Annotated in this window: 19 protein-coding genes; 10 read left to right on the plus strand and 9 right to left on the minus strand. The window is 74.3% G+C overall.

What is annotated here, in order from left to right; genetic code table 11:
* Window positions 1–180: 180 nt before the first annotated feature.
* The 3 genes from ACZ66Z_RS03395 to ACZ66Z_RS03405 form a co-directional block, all read right to left on the minus strand.
* Window positions 181–525: an alpha-amylase gene (locus tag ACZ66Z_RS03395; RefSeq protein WP_469932301.1), complete on the minus strand. Its 345-nt coding sequence runs from the start codon at window positions 523–525 to the stop codon at window positions 181–183.
* Window positions 526–746: 221 nt separating this feature from the next.
* Window positions 747–1,658, minus strand: coding sequence for an SDR family oxidoreductase (locus ACZ66Z_RS03400; protein ID WP_469932302.1), 912 nt, complete (start codon window positions 1,656–1,658; stop codon window positions 747–749).
* A 33-nt stretch (window positions 1,659–1,691) separates the two neighbouring features.
* Window positions 1,692–2,468: an SDR family oxidoreductase gene (locus ACZ66Z_RS03405; RefSeq protein WP_469932303.1), complete on the minus strand. Its 777-nt coding sequence runs from the start codon at window positions 2,466–2,468 to the stop codon at window positions 1,692–1,694.
* Between the two features lie 78 nt (window positions 2,469–2,546).
* Here ACZ66Z_RS03405 and ACZ66Z_RS03410 point away from each other — a divergent pair, with 78 nt between their 5' ends.
* The 5 genes from ACZ66Z_RS03410 to ACZ66Z_RS03430 all read left to right on the plus strand — a co-directional run bounded on the left by ACZ66Z_RS03410 (window position 2,547) and on the right by ACZ66Z_RS03430 (window position 6,640).
* Window positions 2,547–3,314: an enoyl-CoA hydratase family protein gene (locus tag ACZ66Z_RS03410; protein ID WP_469932304.1), complete on the plus strand. Its 768-nt coding sequence runs from the start codon at window positions 2,547–2,549 to the stop codon at window positions 3,312–3,314.
* A gap of 14 nt (window positions 3,315–3,328) precedes the next feature.
* Window positions 3,329–4,177 (plus strand): CoA transferase subunit A, encoded by an 849-nt coding sequence (locus tag ACZ66Z_RS03415; protein ID WP_469932727.1) that lies wholly within the window; start codon window positions 3,329–3,331, stop codon window positions 4,175–4,177.
* On the plus strand, window positions 4,174–4,941 hold the full coding sequence (locus tag ACZ66Z_RS03420) for a CoA-transferase subunit beta (RefSeq protein WP_469932305.1): 768 nt from the start codon (window positions 4,174–4,176) through the stop codon (window positions 4,939–4,941). The genes ACZ66Z_RS03415 and ACZ66Z_RS03420 overlap by 4 nt, the downstream gene beginning before the upstream one ends.
* Complete coding sequence (locus tag ACZ66Z_RS03425) at window positions 4,938–6,002, plus strand: NAD(P)H-dependent flavin oxidoreductase (RefSeq protein WP_469932306.1); 1,065 nt, start codon at window positions 4,938–4,940, stop codon at window positions 6,000–6,002. The genes ACZ66Z_RS03420 and ACZ66Z_RS03425 overlap by 4 nt, the downstream gene beginning before the upstream one ends.
* A gap of 92 nt (window positions 6,003–6,094) precedes the next feature.
* Entirely contained in the window at window positions 6,095–6,640 is a 546-nt protein-coding gene (locus tag ACZ66Z_RS03430; protein WP_469932307.1) for a VOC family protein, read from the plus strand.
* 178 nt (window positions 6,641–6,818) lie between these two features.
* Here the strand turns inward: ACZ66Z_RS03430 and ACZ66Z_RS03435 are convergent, their stop codons facing one another.
* Genes ACZ66Z_RS03435 through ACZ66Z_RS03450 form a run of 4 tightly spaced genes read right to left on the minus strand, consistent with a single transcriptional unit; the run spans window position 6,819 to window position 10,545 of the window.
* Window positions 6,819–7,976 (minus strand): acetyl-CoA C-acetyltransferase, encoded by a 1,158-nt coding sequence (locus ACZ66Z_RS03435; RefSeq protein WP_469932308.1) that lies wholly within the window; start codon window positions 7,974–7,976, stop codon window positions 6,819–6,821.
* 33 nt (window positions 7,977–8,009) lie between these two features.
* Window positions 8,010–8,597 (minus strand): TetR/AcrR family transcriptional regulator, encoded by a 588-nt coding sequence (locus tag ACZ66Z_RS03440; RefSeq protein ID WP_469932309.1) that lies wholly within the window; start codon window positions 8,595–8,597, stop codon window positions 8,010–8,012.
* On the minus strand, window positions 8,594–9,382 hold the full coding sequence (locus ACZ66Z_RS03445; RefSeq protein ID WP_469932310.1) for an SDR family oxidoreductase: 789 nt from the start codon (window positions 9,380–9,382) through the stop codon (window positions 8,594–8,596). The genes ACZ66Z_RS03440 and ACZ66Z_RS03445 overlap by 4 nt, the downstream gene beginning before the upstream one ends.
* The gene (locus tag ACZ66Z_RS03450) at window positions 9,379–10,545 is read right to left on the minus strand and encodes an acyl-CoA dehydrogenase family protein (protein WP_469932311.1); all 1,167 of its coding nucleotides are present in this window, start codon (window positions 10,543–10,545) and stop codon (window positions 9,379–9,381) included. Before ACZ66Z_RS03450 ends, ACZ66Z_RS03445 begins: the two co-directional genes overlap by 4 nt.
* Window positions 10,546–10,590: 45 nt before the next feature.
* Between ACZ66Z_RS03450 and ACZ66Z_RS03455 the strand changes: the two genes are divergently transcribed.
* From ACZ66Z_RS03455 to ACZ66Z_RS03475, 5 genes are all read left to right on the plus strand, one after another.
* A complete protein-coding gene (locus ACZ66Z_RS03455; protein WP_469932312.1) occupies window positions 10,591–11,451 on the plus strand; it encodes an enoyl-CoA hydratase in 861 nt (286 codons plus the stop codon).
* Window positions 11,451–12,620: an acyl-CoA dehydrogenase family protein gene (locus ACZ66Z_RS03460; RefSeq protein WP_469932313.1), complete on the plus strand. Its 1,170-nt coding sequence runs from the start codon at window positions 11,451–11,453 to the stop codon at window positions 12,618–12,620. The genes ACZ66Z_RS03455 and ACZ66Z_RS03460 overlap by 1 nt, the downstream gene beginning before the upstream one ends.
* Window positions 12,620–13,618, plus strand: a complete 999-nt coding sequence (locus tag ACZ66Z_RS03465; RefSeq protein ID WP_469932728.1) for an acyl-CoA dehydrogenase family protein — start codon at window positions 12,620–12,622, stop codon at window positions 13,616–13,618. Before ACZ66Z_RS03460 ends, ACZ66Z_RS03465 begins: the two co-directional genes overlap by 1 nt.
* 89 nt (window positions 13,619–13,707) lie before the next feature.
* A complete protein-coding gene (locus tag ACZ66Z_RS03470; protein WP_469932314.1) occupies window positions 13,708–13,950 on the plus strand; it encodes a hypothetical protein in 243 nt (80 codons plus the stop codon).
* On the plus strand, window positions 13,947–15,020 hold the full coding sequence (locus ACZ66Z_RS03475; RefSeq protein WP_469932315.1) for an acyl-CoA dehydrogenase family protein: 1,074 nt from the start codon (window positions 13,947–13,949) through the stop codon (window positions 15,018–15,020). The genes ACZ66Z_RS03470 and ACZ66Z_RS03475 overlap by 4 nt, the downstream gene beginning before the upstream one ends.
* A 40-nt stretch (window positions 15,021–15,060) precedes the next feature.
* Here ACZ66Z_RS03475 and ACZ66Z_RS03480 read toward each other — a convergent pair whose 3' ends face one another.
* Window positions 15,061–16,299, minus strand: a complete 1,239-nt coding sequence (locus ACZ66Z_RS03480) for a glycosyltransferase (RefSeq protein WP_469932316.1) — start codon at window positions 16,297–16,299, stop codon at window positions 15,061–15,063.
* Between the two features lie 144 nt (window positions 16,300–16,443).
* Window positions 16,444–17,133, minus strand: coding sequence for a class I SAM-dependent methyltransferase (locus tag ACZ66Z_RS03485; protein ID WP_469932317.1), 690 nt, complete (start codon window positions 17,131–17,133; stop codon window positions 16,444–16,446).
* Between the last annotated feature and the right edge of the window lie 67 nt (window positions 17,134–17,200).

The following is a 17,200-nucleotide window of genomic DNA, read 5'->3' on the forward strand; positions in this document are numbered from 1 at the left end:
GGTGCGGGTTCAGGTGCGGGAGCCCATGGCGTCTCCTTCGGATCATCCGATCGTTGGTGGACGTGTGCCGGTGGGCGAGCTGCGGATACGAGTGGGCTGACGGGCATCCGAGTGACCGAGGCGCTCGTCGACGCCTTCCGCCAGGGCCTCTCGCGCTCACCGGCCCGTGACCTCTGGGGCTCAGGAGCCGTCAGCGGTGACGACGGCGGGATCGCACGTCCGCAGCTCCGTGACGTAGTTGCCTCCCGTCCCGTAGCCGGAGAAGGTCGCCCAGCCACCGGGTTCGATCACGCGGCACGGGGCCCACTGGCCATTCGTGTACTCGACCGTGACGGAGACGGTGTCGCCGCAGTCGTTGTGGACGTCGGTGTAGCGCCAGCTCTGGAAGTACTCCACGCACTCCGGAGCCGGCGATCCGGTGGTCGCCCCGGCGGCCGGGGCGGCGGCCAGGGGCATCAAGAGCCCCGCCGCGGTCACGGCGGCGAGAACGAGGGGGCGCGATATGCGTGTCACGTGGTTTGCCATGCCCCGCATCCTCGGCTCGCGGGGACATCGATGCAAATTTCTGAAAAGCTTTTCAGTCAAGATCCTTTTCTGTGCAACTTCCAGCAGTCCAACGGTAGTTTCAGGCTTGCAAAATTTTGCAGACCCATCACGCAGGCGGCCGTGGTGGTGGCCTGCTCCGTGAGTCGACGGGCGCAGCCGCCCGTCGACCCGGTTCGCGGAGGGGGCGGTCCGGAGGCGGGTCAGCGGGTGCCGTACACCGGGTGCGGGGGTTCCGCGGTCGCGAGGAGCCTCAGGGCCGCCTCGCCCGCCTCCGCAGGGGTCCAGCGGGCCCCCTTGTCGGCCGTCGGGCCCGGCCGCCAGCCCTCCATGACCGTGATCCGGCCGGCCTCCGCCTCGAAGACGCGCCCCGTCACCCCGGCCGAGGCCGCGGAGCCCAACCAGACGACGAGGGGGGAGACGTTCTCCGGGGCCATCGCGTCGAAGCCGGCCCCCGAGGGCGCGGCCATCGTCTCGGCGAAGGTCTGCTCGGTCATCCGGGTCCGGGCGGCGGGGGCGATCGCGTTGACCTGGACGCCGTAACGGGCCGTCTCGGCGGACGCGACGAGCGTGAGGCCGACGATCCCGGCCTTGGCAGCGGCGTAGTTGCCCTGCCCGACGCTGCCGAGCAGCCCCGCGCCGGAGCTGGTGTTGACCACGCGCGCGACGGGCTCGCGTCCGGCCTTGGCCTCGGCCCGCCAGTGCGCGGCGGCGTGCCTGAGCGGCAGGAAGTGGCCCTTGAGATGGACGCGCATGACGGCGTCCCAGTCGTCCTCGTCGAGGTTGACCAGCATGCGGTCCCGCAGGAAGCCCGCGTTGTTGACGAGGGTGTCGAGGCGGCCGAACGCGTCCAGGGCGGTGGCGACGAGCGAGGCCGCGCCGTCGGCGGTGGCGATGTCGCCGCCGTGGGCGACCGCCTCCCCGCCGGAGGCCGTGATCTCCTCGACGACCTGCTGGGCGGGCCCCGCGCCGCCCCCGGTGCCGTCGAGGCCGACGCCGAGGTCGTTGACGACGACCTTGGCGCCCTCGGCGGCGAAGGCGAGCGCGTGCGCGCGGCCGAGGCCGCGCCCGGCCCCGGTGACGATGACGACGCGTCCGTTGCACAGTCCTGTCATGGTGCATCCCTTTCGGTGGGTGGGTGGGTGGGGTCAGTGGTTGACCGTCGCCGCGTCCAGGAAGGCCGGGCGCTCCCCGCCCCCGTGGACGAGCAGCCCGGCGCCGGTGATGTAGGCGGCCCTGTCGGAGGCGAGGAAGACGCAGGCGTCGCCGATGTCGGCGGGTTCGGCGAGCCGGCCGAGCGGCACGGTGCGGCCGACGGAGGCGATGCCGTCCTCGTCCCCGTAGTGCAGGTGGGACAGTTCGGTGCGCACCATGCCGGGGACGAGCGTGTTGACCCGGACCAGCGGCGCCCATTCCACGGCCATGGACCGGGCGAGGTGGTCGAGGCCCGCCTTGGCGGCGCCGTAGGCCGCGCTGCCCGGTGAGGGGCGGGTGCCGCTGACGCTGCCGATCATGATGATCGAACCGCCTCCGCGCTGGAGGCGCATCACCTCGTACGCGGCCAGGGAGGCGGTCAGGGGGGCGAGGAGGTTCAGTTCGAGGACGCGGGCCTGTTGCTCGGCGCTTCCGTCTCCGAGCATCCGGAAGGGGGTTCCTCCGGCGTTGTTGACCAGGACGTCCAGCCTTCCGTGGTCGCCGCGCACCCGCGCGAAGAAGTCCGTGACGGCGGTCGGGTCGCGCAGGTCGAGGGGGAGGAAGCGGGCGGTGCGCCCGGCCGCCTCGACGGGCTCGTCGGGGGCCCGTCGCGCGCAGGTCACGACCTCCGCGCCGGCTTCGAGCAGGGCCCTGGCGATTCCGGCGCCGACGCCCCGTGTGCCGCCGGTGACGACGGCGACGGATCCCGACAGATCGATGGTGACTGGCAAGGGACACCTCCCGCAGCGTGCGAACCGCTGCTATCTTCCACCTAACAAACGTTTGGTGGAAAGGTAGCTGATCTGCTCATGGGTGTCTCCACCTCCGCCCCGGACAAGGGCATCGCCGTCGTCACCGTCGACTTCCCCCCGGTCAACGCCCTCCCCGTACGGGGTTGGTACGACCTCGCCGCGGCGGTGCGCGCCGCCGGCGCCGATCCCGAGGTGCGCTGCGTCGTGCTCACCGCGGCGGGCCGCGGCTTCAACGCCGGCGTCGACATCAAGGAGATCCAGCGCACGGCCGGGCACGACGCCCTCCTGGGCGCCAACCGCGGTTGTTACGAGGCCTTCGCCGCCGTCTACGACTGCGAGGTGCCGGTGGTCGCCGCCGTGCACGGCTTCTGCCTCGGCGGCGGCATCGGCCTGGTCGGCAACGCCGACGCGATCGTCGCCTCCGAGGACGCGGCCTTCGGCCTGCCCGAGCTGGACCGGGGCGCGCTGGGCGCGGCCACGCACCTGGCCCGGCTCGTCCCGCAGCAGCTGATGCGGGCCCTGTACTACACCTCCCGCACGGTCACCGCCGAGGAGCTGCACCGGCACGGCTCGGTCTGGCGGGTCGTCCCGCGCGAGCGGCTGCTCGACGCGGCACGCGAACTGGCGCGGGAGATCGCCGCCAAGGACGGACAGCTGATCCGGCTCGCCAAGGCCGCCATCAACGGCATCGACCCGGTGGACGTCCACCGCAGCTACCGCTTCGAACAGGGCTTCACCTTCGAGGCCAATCTCAGCGGCGTCGCCGACCGGGTCCGCGACGCCTTCGGCAAGGACGACAGCACGGACGAGGAGCAGCAGGCGTGAGCAGGGACAAGACGATGACCGCCGAGGCGGTCGTGGGCCGGCTCCGGAGCGGGATGACGATCGGCATCGGCGGCTGGGGCTCGCGCCGCAAGCCGATGGCGCTGGTACGGGCGCTGCTGCGGTCCGACGTCACCGACCTGACCGTGGTGTCGTACGGCGGCCCGGACGTCGGGCTGCTCGCCGCGGCCGGGAGGATCCGCAAGCTGGTCGCGGCCTTCGCCACGCTCGACTCCGTGCCCCTGGAGCCGCACTTCGGCGCGGCCCGGCAGCGCGGCGCCTTCGAGCTGGTGGAGCTGGACGAGGCGATGCTCATGTGGGGGCTGACCGCCGCCGTGCACCGGCTCCCCTTCATGCCCATCCGGGCCGGACTCGCCTCGGACGTGATGACCGTCAACCCCTCGCTGCGGACCGTCACGTCCCCGTACGGCGACCGCGAGGAGCTCGTCGCCGTCCCCGCGCTGCGGCTGGACGCCGCGCTGGTCCACCTCAACCGCGCCGACGCGCACGGCAACGGCCAGTACCTGGGTCCCGACCCGTACTTCGACGACCTGTTCTGCGAGGCCGCCGACGCCGCGTACGTCTCCTGCGAGCGGATCGTGGAGACCCCGGAGCTGCTCAAGGACGCGGGACCCCAGTCGCTGCTGCTCAAGCGGGCGTTCGTCGACGGCGTCGTCGAGACGCCGAACGGCGCGCACTTCACCTCCTGCGTCCCCGACCACGACCGCGACGAGGCCTTCCAGCGCGCCTACGCGAAGGCGGCCCGGGACCCGGAGGCCTGGCGGGCCTTCACCGCCCGGTTCCTGTCCGGCGACGAGGACGCCTACCAGGCCGCGGTCGCGGCGTTCCACGAGGAGGAAGCATGAGCGGCACCCCGACGAACGCGACGCGGGCGGAGTACTGCGTCGTCGCCTGCGCCGAGGCCTGGCGGGACGCCGGCGAGGTCCTGGCCAGCCCCATGGGCACCGTCCCGATGATCGGCGCCCGCCTCGCGAAGCTCACCTTCTCCCCCGACCTGCTGCTGACCGACGGGGAGGCGCTGCTCGTCGCCGACGTGCCGGCGATGGGCGCCGCGCCCCGGGTGGTGGAGGGCTGGCTGCCGTACCGCCGGCACCTGGCCATGGTCGCCACCGGTCGCCGGCACGTGATGATGGGCGCGAGCCAGCTCGACCGGTACGGCAACCAGAACATCAGCTGCATCGGCGACTGGGCGCGGCCCGAGCGCCAGCTCCTCGGCGTGCGCGGCGCACCCGTGAACACCCTGAACAACCCGACGAGTTACTGGGTCCCCAAGCACTCGACGCGCGTCTTCGTCGAGCGGGTCGACATGGTCTGCGGCGTCGGCTACGACCGGGCCGCCGCGGCCGGCCCCTCCGCGACCCGCTACCACCGGATCCCGGACGTCATCAGCGACCTGGGCGTCTTCGACTTCGAGACCCCGGACCGCACCATGCGGCTGCGCTCGCTGCACCCCGGCGTCACGGTCGAGGAGGTCAGGGGGGCCACCGGCTTCGCGCTGGCCGTCCCCGACGAGGTGCCGTACACCCGTGAGCCCACCGCCGAGGAACTGCGGCTGATCCGCGACGAGATCGACCCGAAGGGGCTGCGCGACCGGGAGGTCCCCTCATGAGCGACGTCACGATCGCGACCCCCCTCACCGAGCTCGTCGGGGTGCGCCACCCCGTCGTGCAGACCGGCATGGGGTGGGTGGCCGGTCCCCGCCTGGTCTCGGCCGCCGCGAACGCCGGGGCGCTCGGCATCCTGGCCTCGGCGACCATGACCGTCGACCGGCTCCGCTCCGCCGTGCGCGAGGTGAAGTCCCGCACGGACGCGCCCTTCGGCGTGAACCTGCGGGCGGACGCCGGGGACGCGGGCGAGCGCGTGCGGGTCATCGTCGACGAGGGCGTGAAGGTCGCCTCGTTCGCGCTCGCGCCGTCCCGCGAGCTGATCGCGCGGCTCAAGGACGCGGGCGTCGTCGTCATCCCGTCCATCGGGGCCAGGCGGCACGCCGAGAAGGTCGCGGCGTGGGGTGCCGACGCGGTGATCGTGCAGGGCGGGGAGGGCGGCGGCCACACCGGAAGCGTCGCCACCACCGTCCTGCTCCCGCAGGTCGTGGACGCCGTGGACATCCCGGTCGTCGCGGCCGGCGGCTTCCACGACGGGCGCGGCCTGGTCGCCGCCCTGGCGTACGGTGCGGCCGGGATCGCCATGGGCACGCGCTTCCTGCTCACCTCCGACAGCACGGTCCCCGACCCGGTGAAGGCCCGCTACCTGGCCGCGGCGGTCACGGACGTCACGGTCACCACGAAGGTGGACGGGCTGCCGCACCGGATGCTGCGCACGGAGCTGGTCGACGCGCTGGAGCGCTCGGGCCGGGCCGCCTCGCTGCTGCGGGCGGTCCGGCACGCCGCGGCCTTCCGGCGCGAGTCCGGCACGAGCTGGGCGCGGATGGTCCGGGACGGCCTGGCGATGAAGCACGGCAAGGACCTGACGTGGAGCCAGGTCCTGCTGGCCGCCAACACCCCGATGCTGCTCAAGGCGTCCATGGTCGAGGGCCGCACCGACCTGGGCGTGATGGCCTCCGGGCAGGTCGCGGGGCTGATCGACGACCTGCCGTCCTGCGCCGAACTCGTCGACCGGCTGATGGCGGAGGCGCGGGCCGCGCTCCACTCCCTGCCCGCCGCGCGCTGACCCGCCGCGCACGTGTCCGCCGGGGCGCCTCCGCCCCGGCGGACACGTGGCCCCGCCCGATCCCCTCCGCACCCACCACGAACGGAACCGCCATGCCGATCCAGCGGCTGAACCACGCCGTCCTCTTCGTCTCCGACCTGGAGCGCAGCCTCGCCTTCTACCGTGACGTCCTCGGGTTCCGGCCGCTGCCGCAGGCGTTCCCCGGGGCGGCCTTCCTCCGGGCGGCGGGCTCCGCCAACGACCACGACCTGGGGCTGTTCCGGTCCCCCGGGCCGGCCTCCGGGCAGCGCCCCGGGCGGGTCGGCCCGTACCACCTGGCGTGGGAGGTGGACACCCTGGCCGAGCTGCGGCGGATGCGGGCCGGGCTGGTGGAGGCGGGTGCCCTGACGGGGGCGAGCGACCACGCCTCCACCAAGGCCCTCTACGCCCGGGACCCGGACGGCATCGAGTTCGAGGTGTGCTGGCTGGTGCCCGACGCGGCCGTCGCCGGGGAGCTCGCCGCGATGACCTCGCCCACCCGCCCGCTCGACATCGACGCCGAGATCGCGGTCCACGGTGCGGAGACCCCCGGCGGTCCCCGCACCGATCACGCGGTGTGGCAGCAGCTCTTCGGCTCCGGCGTCACAGTCGCTCGATGATCGCCACGTTCGCCTGACCACCGCCCTCGCCCGTCGGCCCCTCCCCCACCGGCCCCCTCGCACCGCTCGGCCCGGGGGGCCTCCCGGGCTTCGGGAGCCTGCGCCGGCCTCCGCCCGGACGGTCCGGGGCCGGGGCCGGGGCCGGGGCGGGGCCGGGCCGGCCCCGGGGTCCCGTCCGTCAGAGGCGCTCGATGATCGTCACGTTCGCCTGGCCACCGCCCTCGCACATGGTCTGCAGGCCGTAGCGGCCTCCGGTGCGCTCCAGTTCGTGCAGGAGGGTGGTCGTCAGCTTGGTGCCGGTCGCGCCGAGCGGGTGGCCGAGGGCGATGGCGCCGCCGTTGACGTTGACCTTCTCCGGGTCGGCGCCGGTCTCCTTCAGCCAGGCGAGGACGACGGAGGCGAAGGCCTCGTTGATCTCGACCAGGTCGATGTCGTCGAGCGTCATCCCGGCCTTCTTCAGGGCGTACGCCGTCGCCGGGATCGGGGCCGACAGCATGCGGATCGGGTCCTCGCCCCGGACGGACAGGTGGTGGACGCGGGCGCGCGGCGTCAGTCCGTGTTCCCGTACGGCGCGCTCCGAGGCGATCAGCATCGCCGAGGCCCCGTCGGAGACCTGCGAGGAGACCGCGGCGGTCAGCCGGCCGCCGTCGACTAGCGGCTTCAGGCCGGCCATCTTCTCCAGGGTGGTGTCGCGCCGCGGGCCCTCGTCGGTGGTGACGTCCCCGTAGGGGACGATCTCGCGGTCGAAGCGGCCCTCGTCGATGGCGCGGGCGGCCCGCCGGTGCGAGCGGAGGGCGTACTCCTCCATGTCCCGACGGGAGACGTCCCACTTGGCGGCGATGAGTTCGGCGCCGTGGAACTGGTTGACGGGCCGGTCGCCGTAGCGGGCGCGCCAGCCCTCGGAGCCGGCGTACGGGCCCTCGGTCAGCCCGAGCGGGTCGGCGGCCTGGCGGCTGGCGAAGGCGATGGGGATCATCGACATGTTCTGCACGCCGCCCGCGACCACCAGGTCCTGGGTGCCGGACAGGACGCCCTGTGCGGCGAAGTGCAGGGCCTGCTGGGAGGAGCCGCACTGGCGGTCCACGGTGGTGCCGGGCACCTCCTCGGGCAGTCCGGCGGCCAGCCAGCAGGTGCGGGCTATGTCTCCGGCCTGCGGGCCGACGGTGTCCAGGCAGCCGAAGACGACGTCCTCGACGGCGGCCGGGTCGGCCCCCGAGCGCTCCATCAGCGCCTTGAGGACGTGTGCTCCGAGGTCGGCCGGGTGGACGGCGGACAGTCCGCCGTTCCGCCGGCCGACCGGGGTCCGTACCGCTTCGACGATGTATGCCTCGGCCATGACCGCTCCTTCTCCGATGTCCACGATGTCATGTCATGTACGGAGGGCGATGCCCTCCAGCACCATGGACAGGTACTGGCGGGCGATCTCCTCCGGGCTGTGCTGTCCGCCCGGCCGGTACCAGGACGCGGCGACCCAGACGGTGTCGCGCACGAAGCGGTAGGTGAGCCGGACGTCGAGGTCCGTGCGGAAGACCCCGGCGGCCACGCCGCGCTCCAGGGTCCTGAGCCAGGCCTCCTCGAACCTCCGCTGCGAGCCGGCGAGGTAGCCGAAGCGCGGCTGTTCGCGCAGGTGCCTGGACTCCTTCTGGTAGATGGCGACGGCGGCGCGGTGCCGGTCGATCTCCCGGAACGATTCGGTGACCAGGGCCTCCAGGGTCTCCCGGGGTCCGAGCACCGCGGCGAGCACGGCGTCGTACCGGCCCCACAGCTCGTCCAGGAAGGCGCGGAGGATCTCGTCGAGCATCGACTCCTTGGAGTCGAAGTGGTAGTAGAGGCTGCCCGCGAGCAGGCCGGCCGCGTCGGCGACGCGGCGGACGGTGGTGGCGTCGTACCCCTGGGCGGCGAACACCTCGGCCGCCGTGTCCAGGATCTCGCGGCGCCGCTCCGGCGCCGGTCTCACGGGTGCTGGCTGCTGACGGAGAGGACCTCCCCCGTCAGGTACGAGGAGTAGCCGCTGGCCAGGAAGACGATCACGTTGGCCACCTCCCACGGTTCGGCGTGGCGTCCGAAGGCCTCGCGGGAGGTCAGTTCCTCCAGGAGTTCGGGGGTGGTGACCTTCACCAGGTGCGGGTGCATGGCCAGGCTCGGGGAGACGGCGTTGACGCGCACGCCGTACTCGGCGGCCTCCAGGGCGGCGCAGCGGGTGAGGGCCATCACGCCGGCCTTGGCGGCGGCGTAGTGGGCCTGTCCCTTCTGGGCCCGCCAGCCGATCACCGAGGCGTTGTTGACGACGACGCCCCCGGCGCCCTCGGCCTTCATCCGGCGCAGCGCGGCGCGGGTGCAGCGGAAGGTGCCGTTGAGGGTGACGTCGAGGACCTTGTCCCACTGTGCGTCGGCCATGTCGACCAGGTCGGCGGTGCCGCCGAGGCCCGCGTTGTTGACGACGACGTCGAGGCGCCCGTGGCGTTCCACGGCGAGGTCGAACAACGCGGCGACCTGGGTCTCGTCGGTGACGTCGCAGGGCAGGGCGGCGACGCGGTCGGCGCCGAACTCCGCGGCCAGTTCGGCCTCGGTCTCCTTCAGCCGGCGGGCGTGGGCGTCCGAGACGACGACGCGCGCGCCCTCCTCCAGGAGCCGTCTGGCGGTCGCGCCGCCGATGCCGGCGCCCGCCGCGGCGGTGACGACGGCGCCGCGGCCGGCGAGCAGGCCGTGGCCCGGCACGTAGCGGGGTGGTGCGCCGGTCATGGACGGGCCTCCTTGGGCAGGCCGAGGACGCGCTCGGCGATGATGTTCCGCTGGATCTCGTTGGAGCCGGCGTAGATGGTGTCGGAGCGGGAGAAGAGGTAGAGCCGCTGCCAGTCGGTGAGGTCGTACGGCTCGCCTTCGGCCAGCATCCCCGCGGCTCCGCAAACGTCCATGGCGAGCTCGCCGAGCTCCCGGTGCCAGGTGGCCCAGAAGATCTTCCCGATGGACGCCTCGGGGCCGGGGGCTCCGGCGGCGACGCCGTCGAGCATGCGCAGGGCGTTGAACCGTATGGTCTCCAGGCCGGTCCAGGCGCGGGCGATGCGGTCGCGGATCAGCGGGTCGGCGGCGGCGCCGTTGCGCCTGGCCAGGTCGACGACGGCCTCCAGCTCGCGGCGGAAGCCGACCTGCTGGCCGAGGGTGGACACGCCCCGCTCGAAGCCGAGGGTGGCCATGGCCACCCGCCAGCCGTCGCCGGGGGCGCCGACGACGTGGGAGGCGTGGGTGCGGGCCCCGTCGAAGAAGACCTCGTTGAACTCGGAGGTTCCGGTCAGCTGGACGATCGGCCTGATCTCGACTCCGGGTCGGTCGAGGGGGACGAGCAGGTAGGACAGGCCGTGGTGGCGGGTGGATCCGGGCTCGGTGCGGGCGACGACGAAGCACCAGTCGGCCTCGTGCGCGAGTGAGGTCCAGACCTTCTGTCCGGTGACCACCCAGTCGTCGCCGTCGCGTTCGGCGCGGGTGCGCACGTTGGCCAGGTCGGAGCCGGCGTCCGGCTCGGAGTAGCCCTGGCACCACTGCTCCGTGACGGCGACGATCGGCGGGAGGAACCGCTCGCGCTGTTCGGGGGTGCCGAAGGCGATGAGGGTGGGGCCCAGGAGCTGCTCGCCGATGTGGCTGACGCGGGCGGGGGCGTCGGCGAGGGCGTACTCCTCGTGGAAGGCGACCTGCTGTTCCAGGGTCGCGCCCCGGCCGCCGTACTCCTCGGGCCAGCCGACGCAGGTCCATCCCGCCGCGGCCATGTGCCGCTCCCAGGCGAGGCGTTCGGCGTACGCCTCGTGTTCCCGTCCGGGGCCGCCGCGGCCGCGCAGGGCGGCGAACTCGCCCGTGAGGTTGGCGCGCAGCCAGCCGCGGACCTCTCTGCGGAACTCCTCGACGTTGCTCATGGCCGTACGTTAACCTACCAAACACTTGTTAGGGAAGGAGGGCGGATGTCCGCTGCCCGCACCGCGTCCACGACGGCCCCGGTCCGCTACGAACGCCTCGGCCCGGTGGCCGTGGTCACGATGGACCGGCCCGATTACCGCAACGCCCAGAACTCCGCGATGACGTACGCCCTCGACCGCGCCTTCTACCGCGCGGCCGACGACGACGAGGTCAAGGTCGTCGTGCTCGCCGGAGCGGGGAGGCACTTCTCCGCCGGCCACGACATCGGCACCCCCGAGCGGGACGCCCACCTGCCGTTCGAGCGGCACGCCGGACTCTGGTGGGACCACTCGGACAAGCAGGGGGCGGAGAGCCGCTTCGCCCGCGAGTCCGAGGTCTACCTCGGCATGTGCCGCCGCTGGCGCGAACTGCCCAAGCCCATGATCGCCTCGGTGCAGGGAGCCTGCGTCGCGGGCGGTCTGATGCTCGCCTGGGTGTGCGACCTCATCGTCGCCGCCGAGGACGCGTTCTTCGCCGACCCCGTGGTCCGCATGGGCATCCCCGGCGTCGAGTACTTCGCCCACCCCTGGGTGATGCCGCCGCGCATCGCCAAGGAGTTCCTCTACACCGGGGACCGGATGGACGCCCGGCGCGCCTACGAGGTCGGCATGGTCAACCGGGTCGTCCCACCGGGCGAGTTGACGGAGCGGACCATGGAACTGGCCTCCCGGATCGCCGAGATGCCCCGCATGGGCCTGGCCCTGACCAAGCGCGCCGTCAACCAGGCCGAGGACCTCCAGGGCCTGCACACCGGCATGGACTCGGTCTTCGGGCTGCACCACCTCGCCCACGCGCACAACGCCGAGACCGCGCCCGACGCGCTGGGCGGCATGGACGTGCGCGCCATGAAGGAGGCCGGAGCCTGATGGACCTCGACTTCTCCGCGGCGGAGGACGCCTTCCGGGCCGAGGCCCGCGCCTGGCTCGCCGCCCACGTGCCCGGCGTCCCGCTGCCCTCCCTGGAGACGGAGGAGGGCTTCGCGGCCCACCGGGCGTGGGAGCGGACCCTGTCCGCCGACCGCTGGTCGGTGGTCTCCTGGCCCGAGGAGTACGGCGGCCGGGGGGCCTCCCTCCTCCAGTGGCTGGTCTTCGAGGAGGAGTACTACGCGGCCGGCGCCCCCGGCCGCGTCAGCCAGAACGGCATCAGCCTCCTCGCCCCCACCCTCCTCGAGCACGGCACCGCCGAACAGCGCGCCCGCGTCCTGCCCTCCATGGCGACCGGGGAGGTCGTCTGGGCCCAGGCCTGGTCCGAACCGGAGTCCGGCTCCGACCTCGCCTCGCTGCGCTCCACGGCCGTACGGACCGACGGCGGCTGGCTGCTGAGCGGCCAGAAGACCTGGTCGTCCCGGGCCGCCTTCGCCGACCGCGCCTTCGGCCTCTTCCGCAGCGACCCCGGCACCGCGAAGCCGCACCAGGGCCTGACGTACCTGATGTTCCCGCTGGACGCCGACGGGGTGACCGTACGGCCCATCGGGCGTCTCGACGGGAAGCCCGCCTTCGCCGAGCTCTTCCTCGACGACGTGTTCGTGCCCGACGAGGACGTGATCGGCGCTCCCGGACAGGGCTGGCGGGTCGCGATGAGCACGGCGGGCAACGAGCGGGGGCTGACCCTGCGCAGCCCCGGCCGGTTCACGGCCGCCGCCGAACGCCTCACGGGGCTGTGGCGGAAGACCGCCGACCCCTCCGACACCGCGCTGCGCGACCGGGTCGCCGACGCGGTCGTCGGCGCCCGCGCCTACCGGCTGTCCGCCTACGCGGGCGCCTCGCGGATCGCCGCCGGAGGCTCGATCGGCGCCGAGTCCAGCCTCAACAAGGTCTTCTGGTCCGAACTCGACCTCGCGCTCCACGAGACCGCCCTCGACCTGCTCGGGCCGTACGGCGAACTGTCCGACGCCGCCGACGAGGCGCCCGCGCACGGCGGCTGGGCCGAGGGCCACACCTTCTCCCTCGCCGGCCCCGTCTACGCCGGCACCAACGAGATCCAGCGCGACATCATCGCCGAGCGGCTGCTCGGCCTCCCGAAGGGACGCCGGTGATGCGGTTCCTCCTCGACGACGAGCAGCGGGAGTTCGCCCGCTCGCTCGACGGCATGCTCACGGCGGCCGACACCCCCGCGGCCGTACGGGCCTGGGCGGCCGGCGACACCACGCCCGGCCGCGCGCTCTGGTCACGGCTCGCGGAGGCCGGCGTCCTCGCCCTCGCCGTCCCGGAGCGGCACGACGGGCTCGGCCCGCTGCCCCTCGAACTGACCGTCGCCTTCACCGAACTGGGCCGCCACGCCGTGCCCGGCCCGCTGGTGGAGACGGTCGCCGCTGCGGCCCTCCTCGACCGACTCGACGGCTCCGAGCCGGAAGGGGCCGCCGCCGCGTGGCTGCCGCGGATCGCCTCGGGGAAGGCGGTCGTCTCCCTGTGCGCGCCGGAAGTCGGCAGCCCTTACGCCCTGGACGCGGACGCCGCCGACGCCGTGCTCGTCGTCGAGGGCGACACCCTGCGCCTGGCGGAGAGGGCCGGCTCCGTCCAGCCCTCGGCCGACCCCGCGCGCCGGCTGGCCCGCCCGCTCGGCGGAACCGTCCTGGCGCGGGGCCCGGCCGTGGCCGCCGCCGCCGCGCACGCCGCCGAGGTCGCCGCCCTGGCCACCGCCGCCCAGTCCCTCGGCCTCGGCCTGGCCCTGCTCGACCGGACCGTGGAGTACGTGAAGCAGCGCACCCAGTTCGGGGTCGCCGTCGGCTCCTTCCAGGCGGTGAAGCACCGCCTGGCCGACACGCTCCTCGCCCTGGAATTCGCCCGGCCGCTGCTCCACTCGGCCGCCCTGGCCCTGGCCGGAGGGGCCGGCCACGCCCCCGCCGAGATCGCCGCGGCGAAGGTCACGGCGGGCGAGGCCGCGTACGCCGCCGCCCGCACCGCCCTCCAGCTCCACGGGGCCGTCGGCTACACAGAGGAACTGGACCTCGCCCTGTGGATCCGCAAGGCCCGTCCCCTCCGCGACGCCTGGGGCACCCCCGCGGCCTGCCGCGCCCGCGTCCTCGCGCCCTGAACCGGCGCCCGCTGCCCGGGGTCGGGCAGCGGGCCCCTTCCCGTACCGCTCGTCGGTCCCCCGCATCCCTACCGCACCCGGGAGCCAGCGTGTCCCCCGCACCGTCCCCGCACACCGCCGAGAGATCCCCCGGCCCCGCCCTGCTGCGCAGGGTGGCGCCGTCGAGTCCGCTCGGCACCGTCATCGAGTACGGCGCCTTCCTGCTCCACGGCACGATGGCCGCGCTCGCCGTCCGGCGGACGGCCTGGACGCGCGGCCGGGACCTGTCGGCGGAGGACCCGGCGACCGAGCGGTCCCGTACCCGACCGGCATCGAGAGGAGCAGAGGCATGAGGCCGACGGAGGAACAGGAGGAACTGCGGTCCGCCGTACGGGCCGTGCTCGGGCGCCACGCGGGCGGGGCGGCCTGGCGGCCGCTGACCGAGCAGATCGGCGTCGCGGGACTCGCCGTCCCCGAGGAGTACGGCGGCGCCGGGTACGGGGCCCGGGAGGTCCACGTGGTGCTGGAGGAGCTGGGACGGGAGCTGAGCCCCGTCCCGTACCTCGGCTCCGCGGTGCTCGTGGTGCAGGCGCTGCTCGCCTCCGGTGACGCGGCGGCGTGCGCGCGGCTGCTGCCGGAGCTGGCCTCGGGGGCCGCGGTGGGGGCCCTGGCGTGGGCCGAGCGCGGCTCCTGGGACCCGTCGGCCGTACGGGCCGGGGCCACGCCCGGGGCCGGGGGGAGGTGGCGGATCACCGGGACCAAGGAGCACGTGCTCGACGGCGCGGAGGCCGGGGTCCTGCTGGTGGCGGCGCGGTCGGGGGCGGGGGTCTCGCTCTTCGAAGTGCCCGTGGACGGCGCGGGCGTGGACCGTGCGGCGGCCGTGACGATGGACTCCACCAGGGCGCAGGCGCGCGTGGTGCTCACGGAGGCGGAGGGGCGGCTCGTCGGAGCGGAGGGGGAGGGCGAGCGGGTGCTCGCGCACGTCCTCGACCTGGCGTGCGCGGCGCTCGCCGCCGAACAGGTCGGCGCCGCCGCGCGCTGCCTCGAACTGACGCTCGCCCACGTCGGGGAGCGGGTCCAGTTCGGCCGCCCCATCGGCTCCTTCCAGGCGGTCAAGCACCGTCTCGCGGACGCGTACGTCCTGGTCGAGTCGGCGCGCTCGGCCGCGCTCGGCGCCTCCTTCGCCGCCGCCACGGGCGATCCGGAGCTCACCCGCCGCGCGGCCGCCGCCAAGTCCGCCTGCTCGGAGGCGTTCTCGGCGGTGGCGGGCGAGACGATCCAGTTGCACGGCGGCATCGGCATCACCTGGGAGCACGACGCCCACCGCTACTTCAAGCGGGCGCACGGGGCGGCACAGCTCTTCGGCCCGCCGGCCTGGCACCGCGCCCGTCTGGCGGCCGATCTGGGACTGCCGGTGGCGTGAGGCCCGTCGCCACGTGCCGCCCGCCCGTGTCCGTGACGCGTCACGGACACGGGCGGGCGCTCGGGTTTCGTCCCCCTGCCGGGCCGAGGTGGGCGAGCAGGGCGGCGGCGCCGTCCTCCGCGGCGATCCCGTGGGCGAGTTCGGCCGCGCGGCGGCGGTGGGAGGGCTCGGACAGACAGGCCGTGATCGCGTCGCCGAGGGACTCGGCGGTCAGGTCGTCGAACGGCACGGGCCGCGGGGCGACCCCCAGCGCGTGCAGTCGGGCCGACCAGAACGGCTGGTCGTACATGACCGGTACGGCCACGGCGGGCACGCCGGCCCGCAGCCCGGCCCCCGTGGTGCCCGCGCCCGCGTGGTGGACCACGGCGGCGGTGCGCGGGAACAGCCAGTCGTGCGGGACGTCGCCGATGGCGAGGACGTCGTCGCCGTGGCCGCTCAGCCCGGCCCACCCCGCCTGCACCACCGCGCGCACCCCGGCACGCCGTACGGCCGCGGCCACCAGTCCGCTGAGCCGCTCCCCCTGCCCCGCCGCCATGCTGCCGAACCCGATGAACACCGGGGGCGGGCCGGCCTGGAGGAAGTCGGTCAGTTCGGCCGGGGGCCGCCAGTGGTCCGGCCGCGCGGGCCACCAGTAACCCGTGACCTCGACCCGGGACGGCCAGTCGCCGGGGCGCGGCACCACCAGCGGGCTGTAGCCGTGGAAGACCGGCCGGACGTCCCCCGGCGCCGAGGGCGCGCCGGCGGGCAGCCCGAGGCGGTCGCGCAGCCGGGTCACGGCTCCCGCGAAGGCCCCGTCGGCGCGCTTCAGCACGTCCCGGCCCGCGGCGAGGTTGCCCTCCGGGCCCAGGTCGTCGGTGCTCGGCGCGTGGGGCAGCGGGAACTCCCGGGTGGCGAAAGCCGGTACGAGGTAGGTGCCGACGACGGGGACGCCGAAAGCCTCGCCGGCCGTGCGGGCCAGGGGCGCCGGGCCGGAGGGAGTGAGCAGCAGGTCGGCGCCGCCCTCCACGGCCTCCGCCACCCCCTCGGCGAGCCCGTCCGCGTACGCCCTGGTCAAGGCCCGGGCCTCCTCTCGGGAGGCCGCCCGCGCCCAGTCCCGGATCAGTCCCTGCGGGTCTCCCGGCACGATCCGGTGTTCGAGGCCGCACCCGCCGAGGAGCCCGGCGAAGGACGGGTGGGCGGCGACGGCGACCTGATGACCGGCGTCGAGCAGACGCCGCCCCAGGCCGGTGAAGGGGGCGACGTCCCCACGGGACCCGGCGGTGACGATCAGAATGCGCATGCCGTGGTTTTCCTTCCGGTCGGCGGGGTCGCACGGGCCCGCACGCCGCTGACGCCGAGGGCGTGGATCGCGTCGACGCCCCGACGTGACCGGTCGGTGTGACTGCCGATCGCCCACGCGCTCGTGAATCCCCTGCGGGGGACGCTACCTGCCGCCACCGACACCGCCCTCCGGGCGCTTCGCCATGATGACGACGCCCGGTCCGATCTGTCCGTCCGCCGGGAGGCGGAGTTCGGCGACCGGGTGGAGGCCGGCGCCTTCGATCAGGGCGACGAGTCGTTCCGGACGCCATTGGTGGGTCGTCCAGCGGACGGAGGAGGTTCCGTAGGCCTCGGTGCGCAGGACGTCCTCGTCGCCGACGTGGGTGCCGGTGATGAAGTGGCCGCCCGGCTTCAGGGCCCGCGCGAACATGGCGAGGACCTGGGGGAGGACCTCACGGGGGAGGTTGAACAGCGACCACCACCCGAGCACGCCGCCCAGCGACTCCTCGGCGAGGTCGAGTTCGGTGGCGGACGCGACGGCGAAGCGGCATCGGGGATGCAGACGGCGCGCGTTCTCGATCATGCGCGGAGAGAGGTCGACCCCGGACACGTCGAGCCCGCGCTCGGCGAGGTAGCCGGTCACCGTGCCGGGTCCGCAGCCGACGTCGAGGACGGGCCCGAGCTCGCCCACGCTGTCGGCGAAGGCGTCGATCGACGCCTTCATCCACGGGTGGCGGCGGATGTCGCCCATTCCCGTCGTCGCCACCATGTGGGCGTAGTTGTCGGCCACTCGGTCGTAGGACTCACGGACCACGTCGAGATCCGCCGGACGGTCGATACGGTGCGCGCTCATCGGCCCATGCTAGGGCCGCGTCCGCCGCGTGGGTCCGTGGGGTTCGACGCCCGGTCGTCGCCGTGGG

The sequence above is a fragment of the Streptomyces sp. NPDC107498 genome, assembly GCF_055582805.1.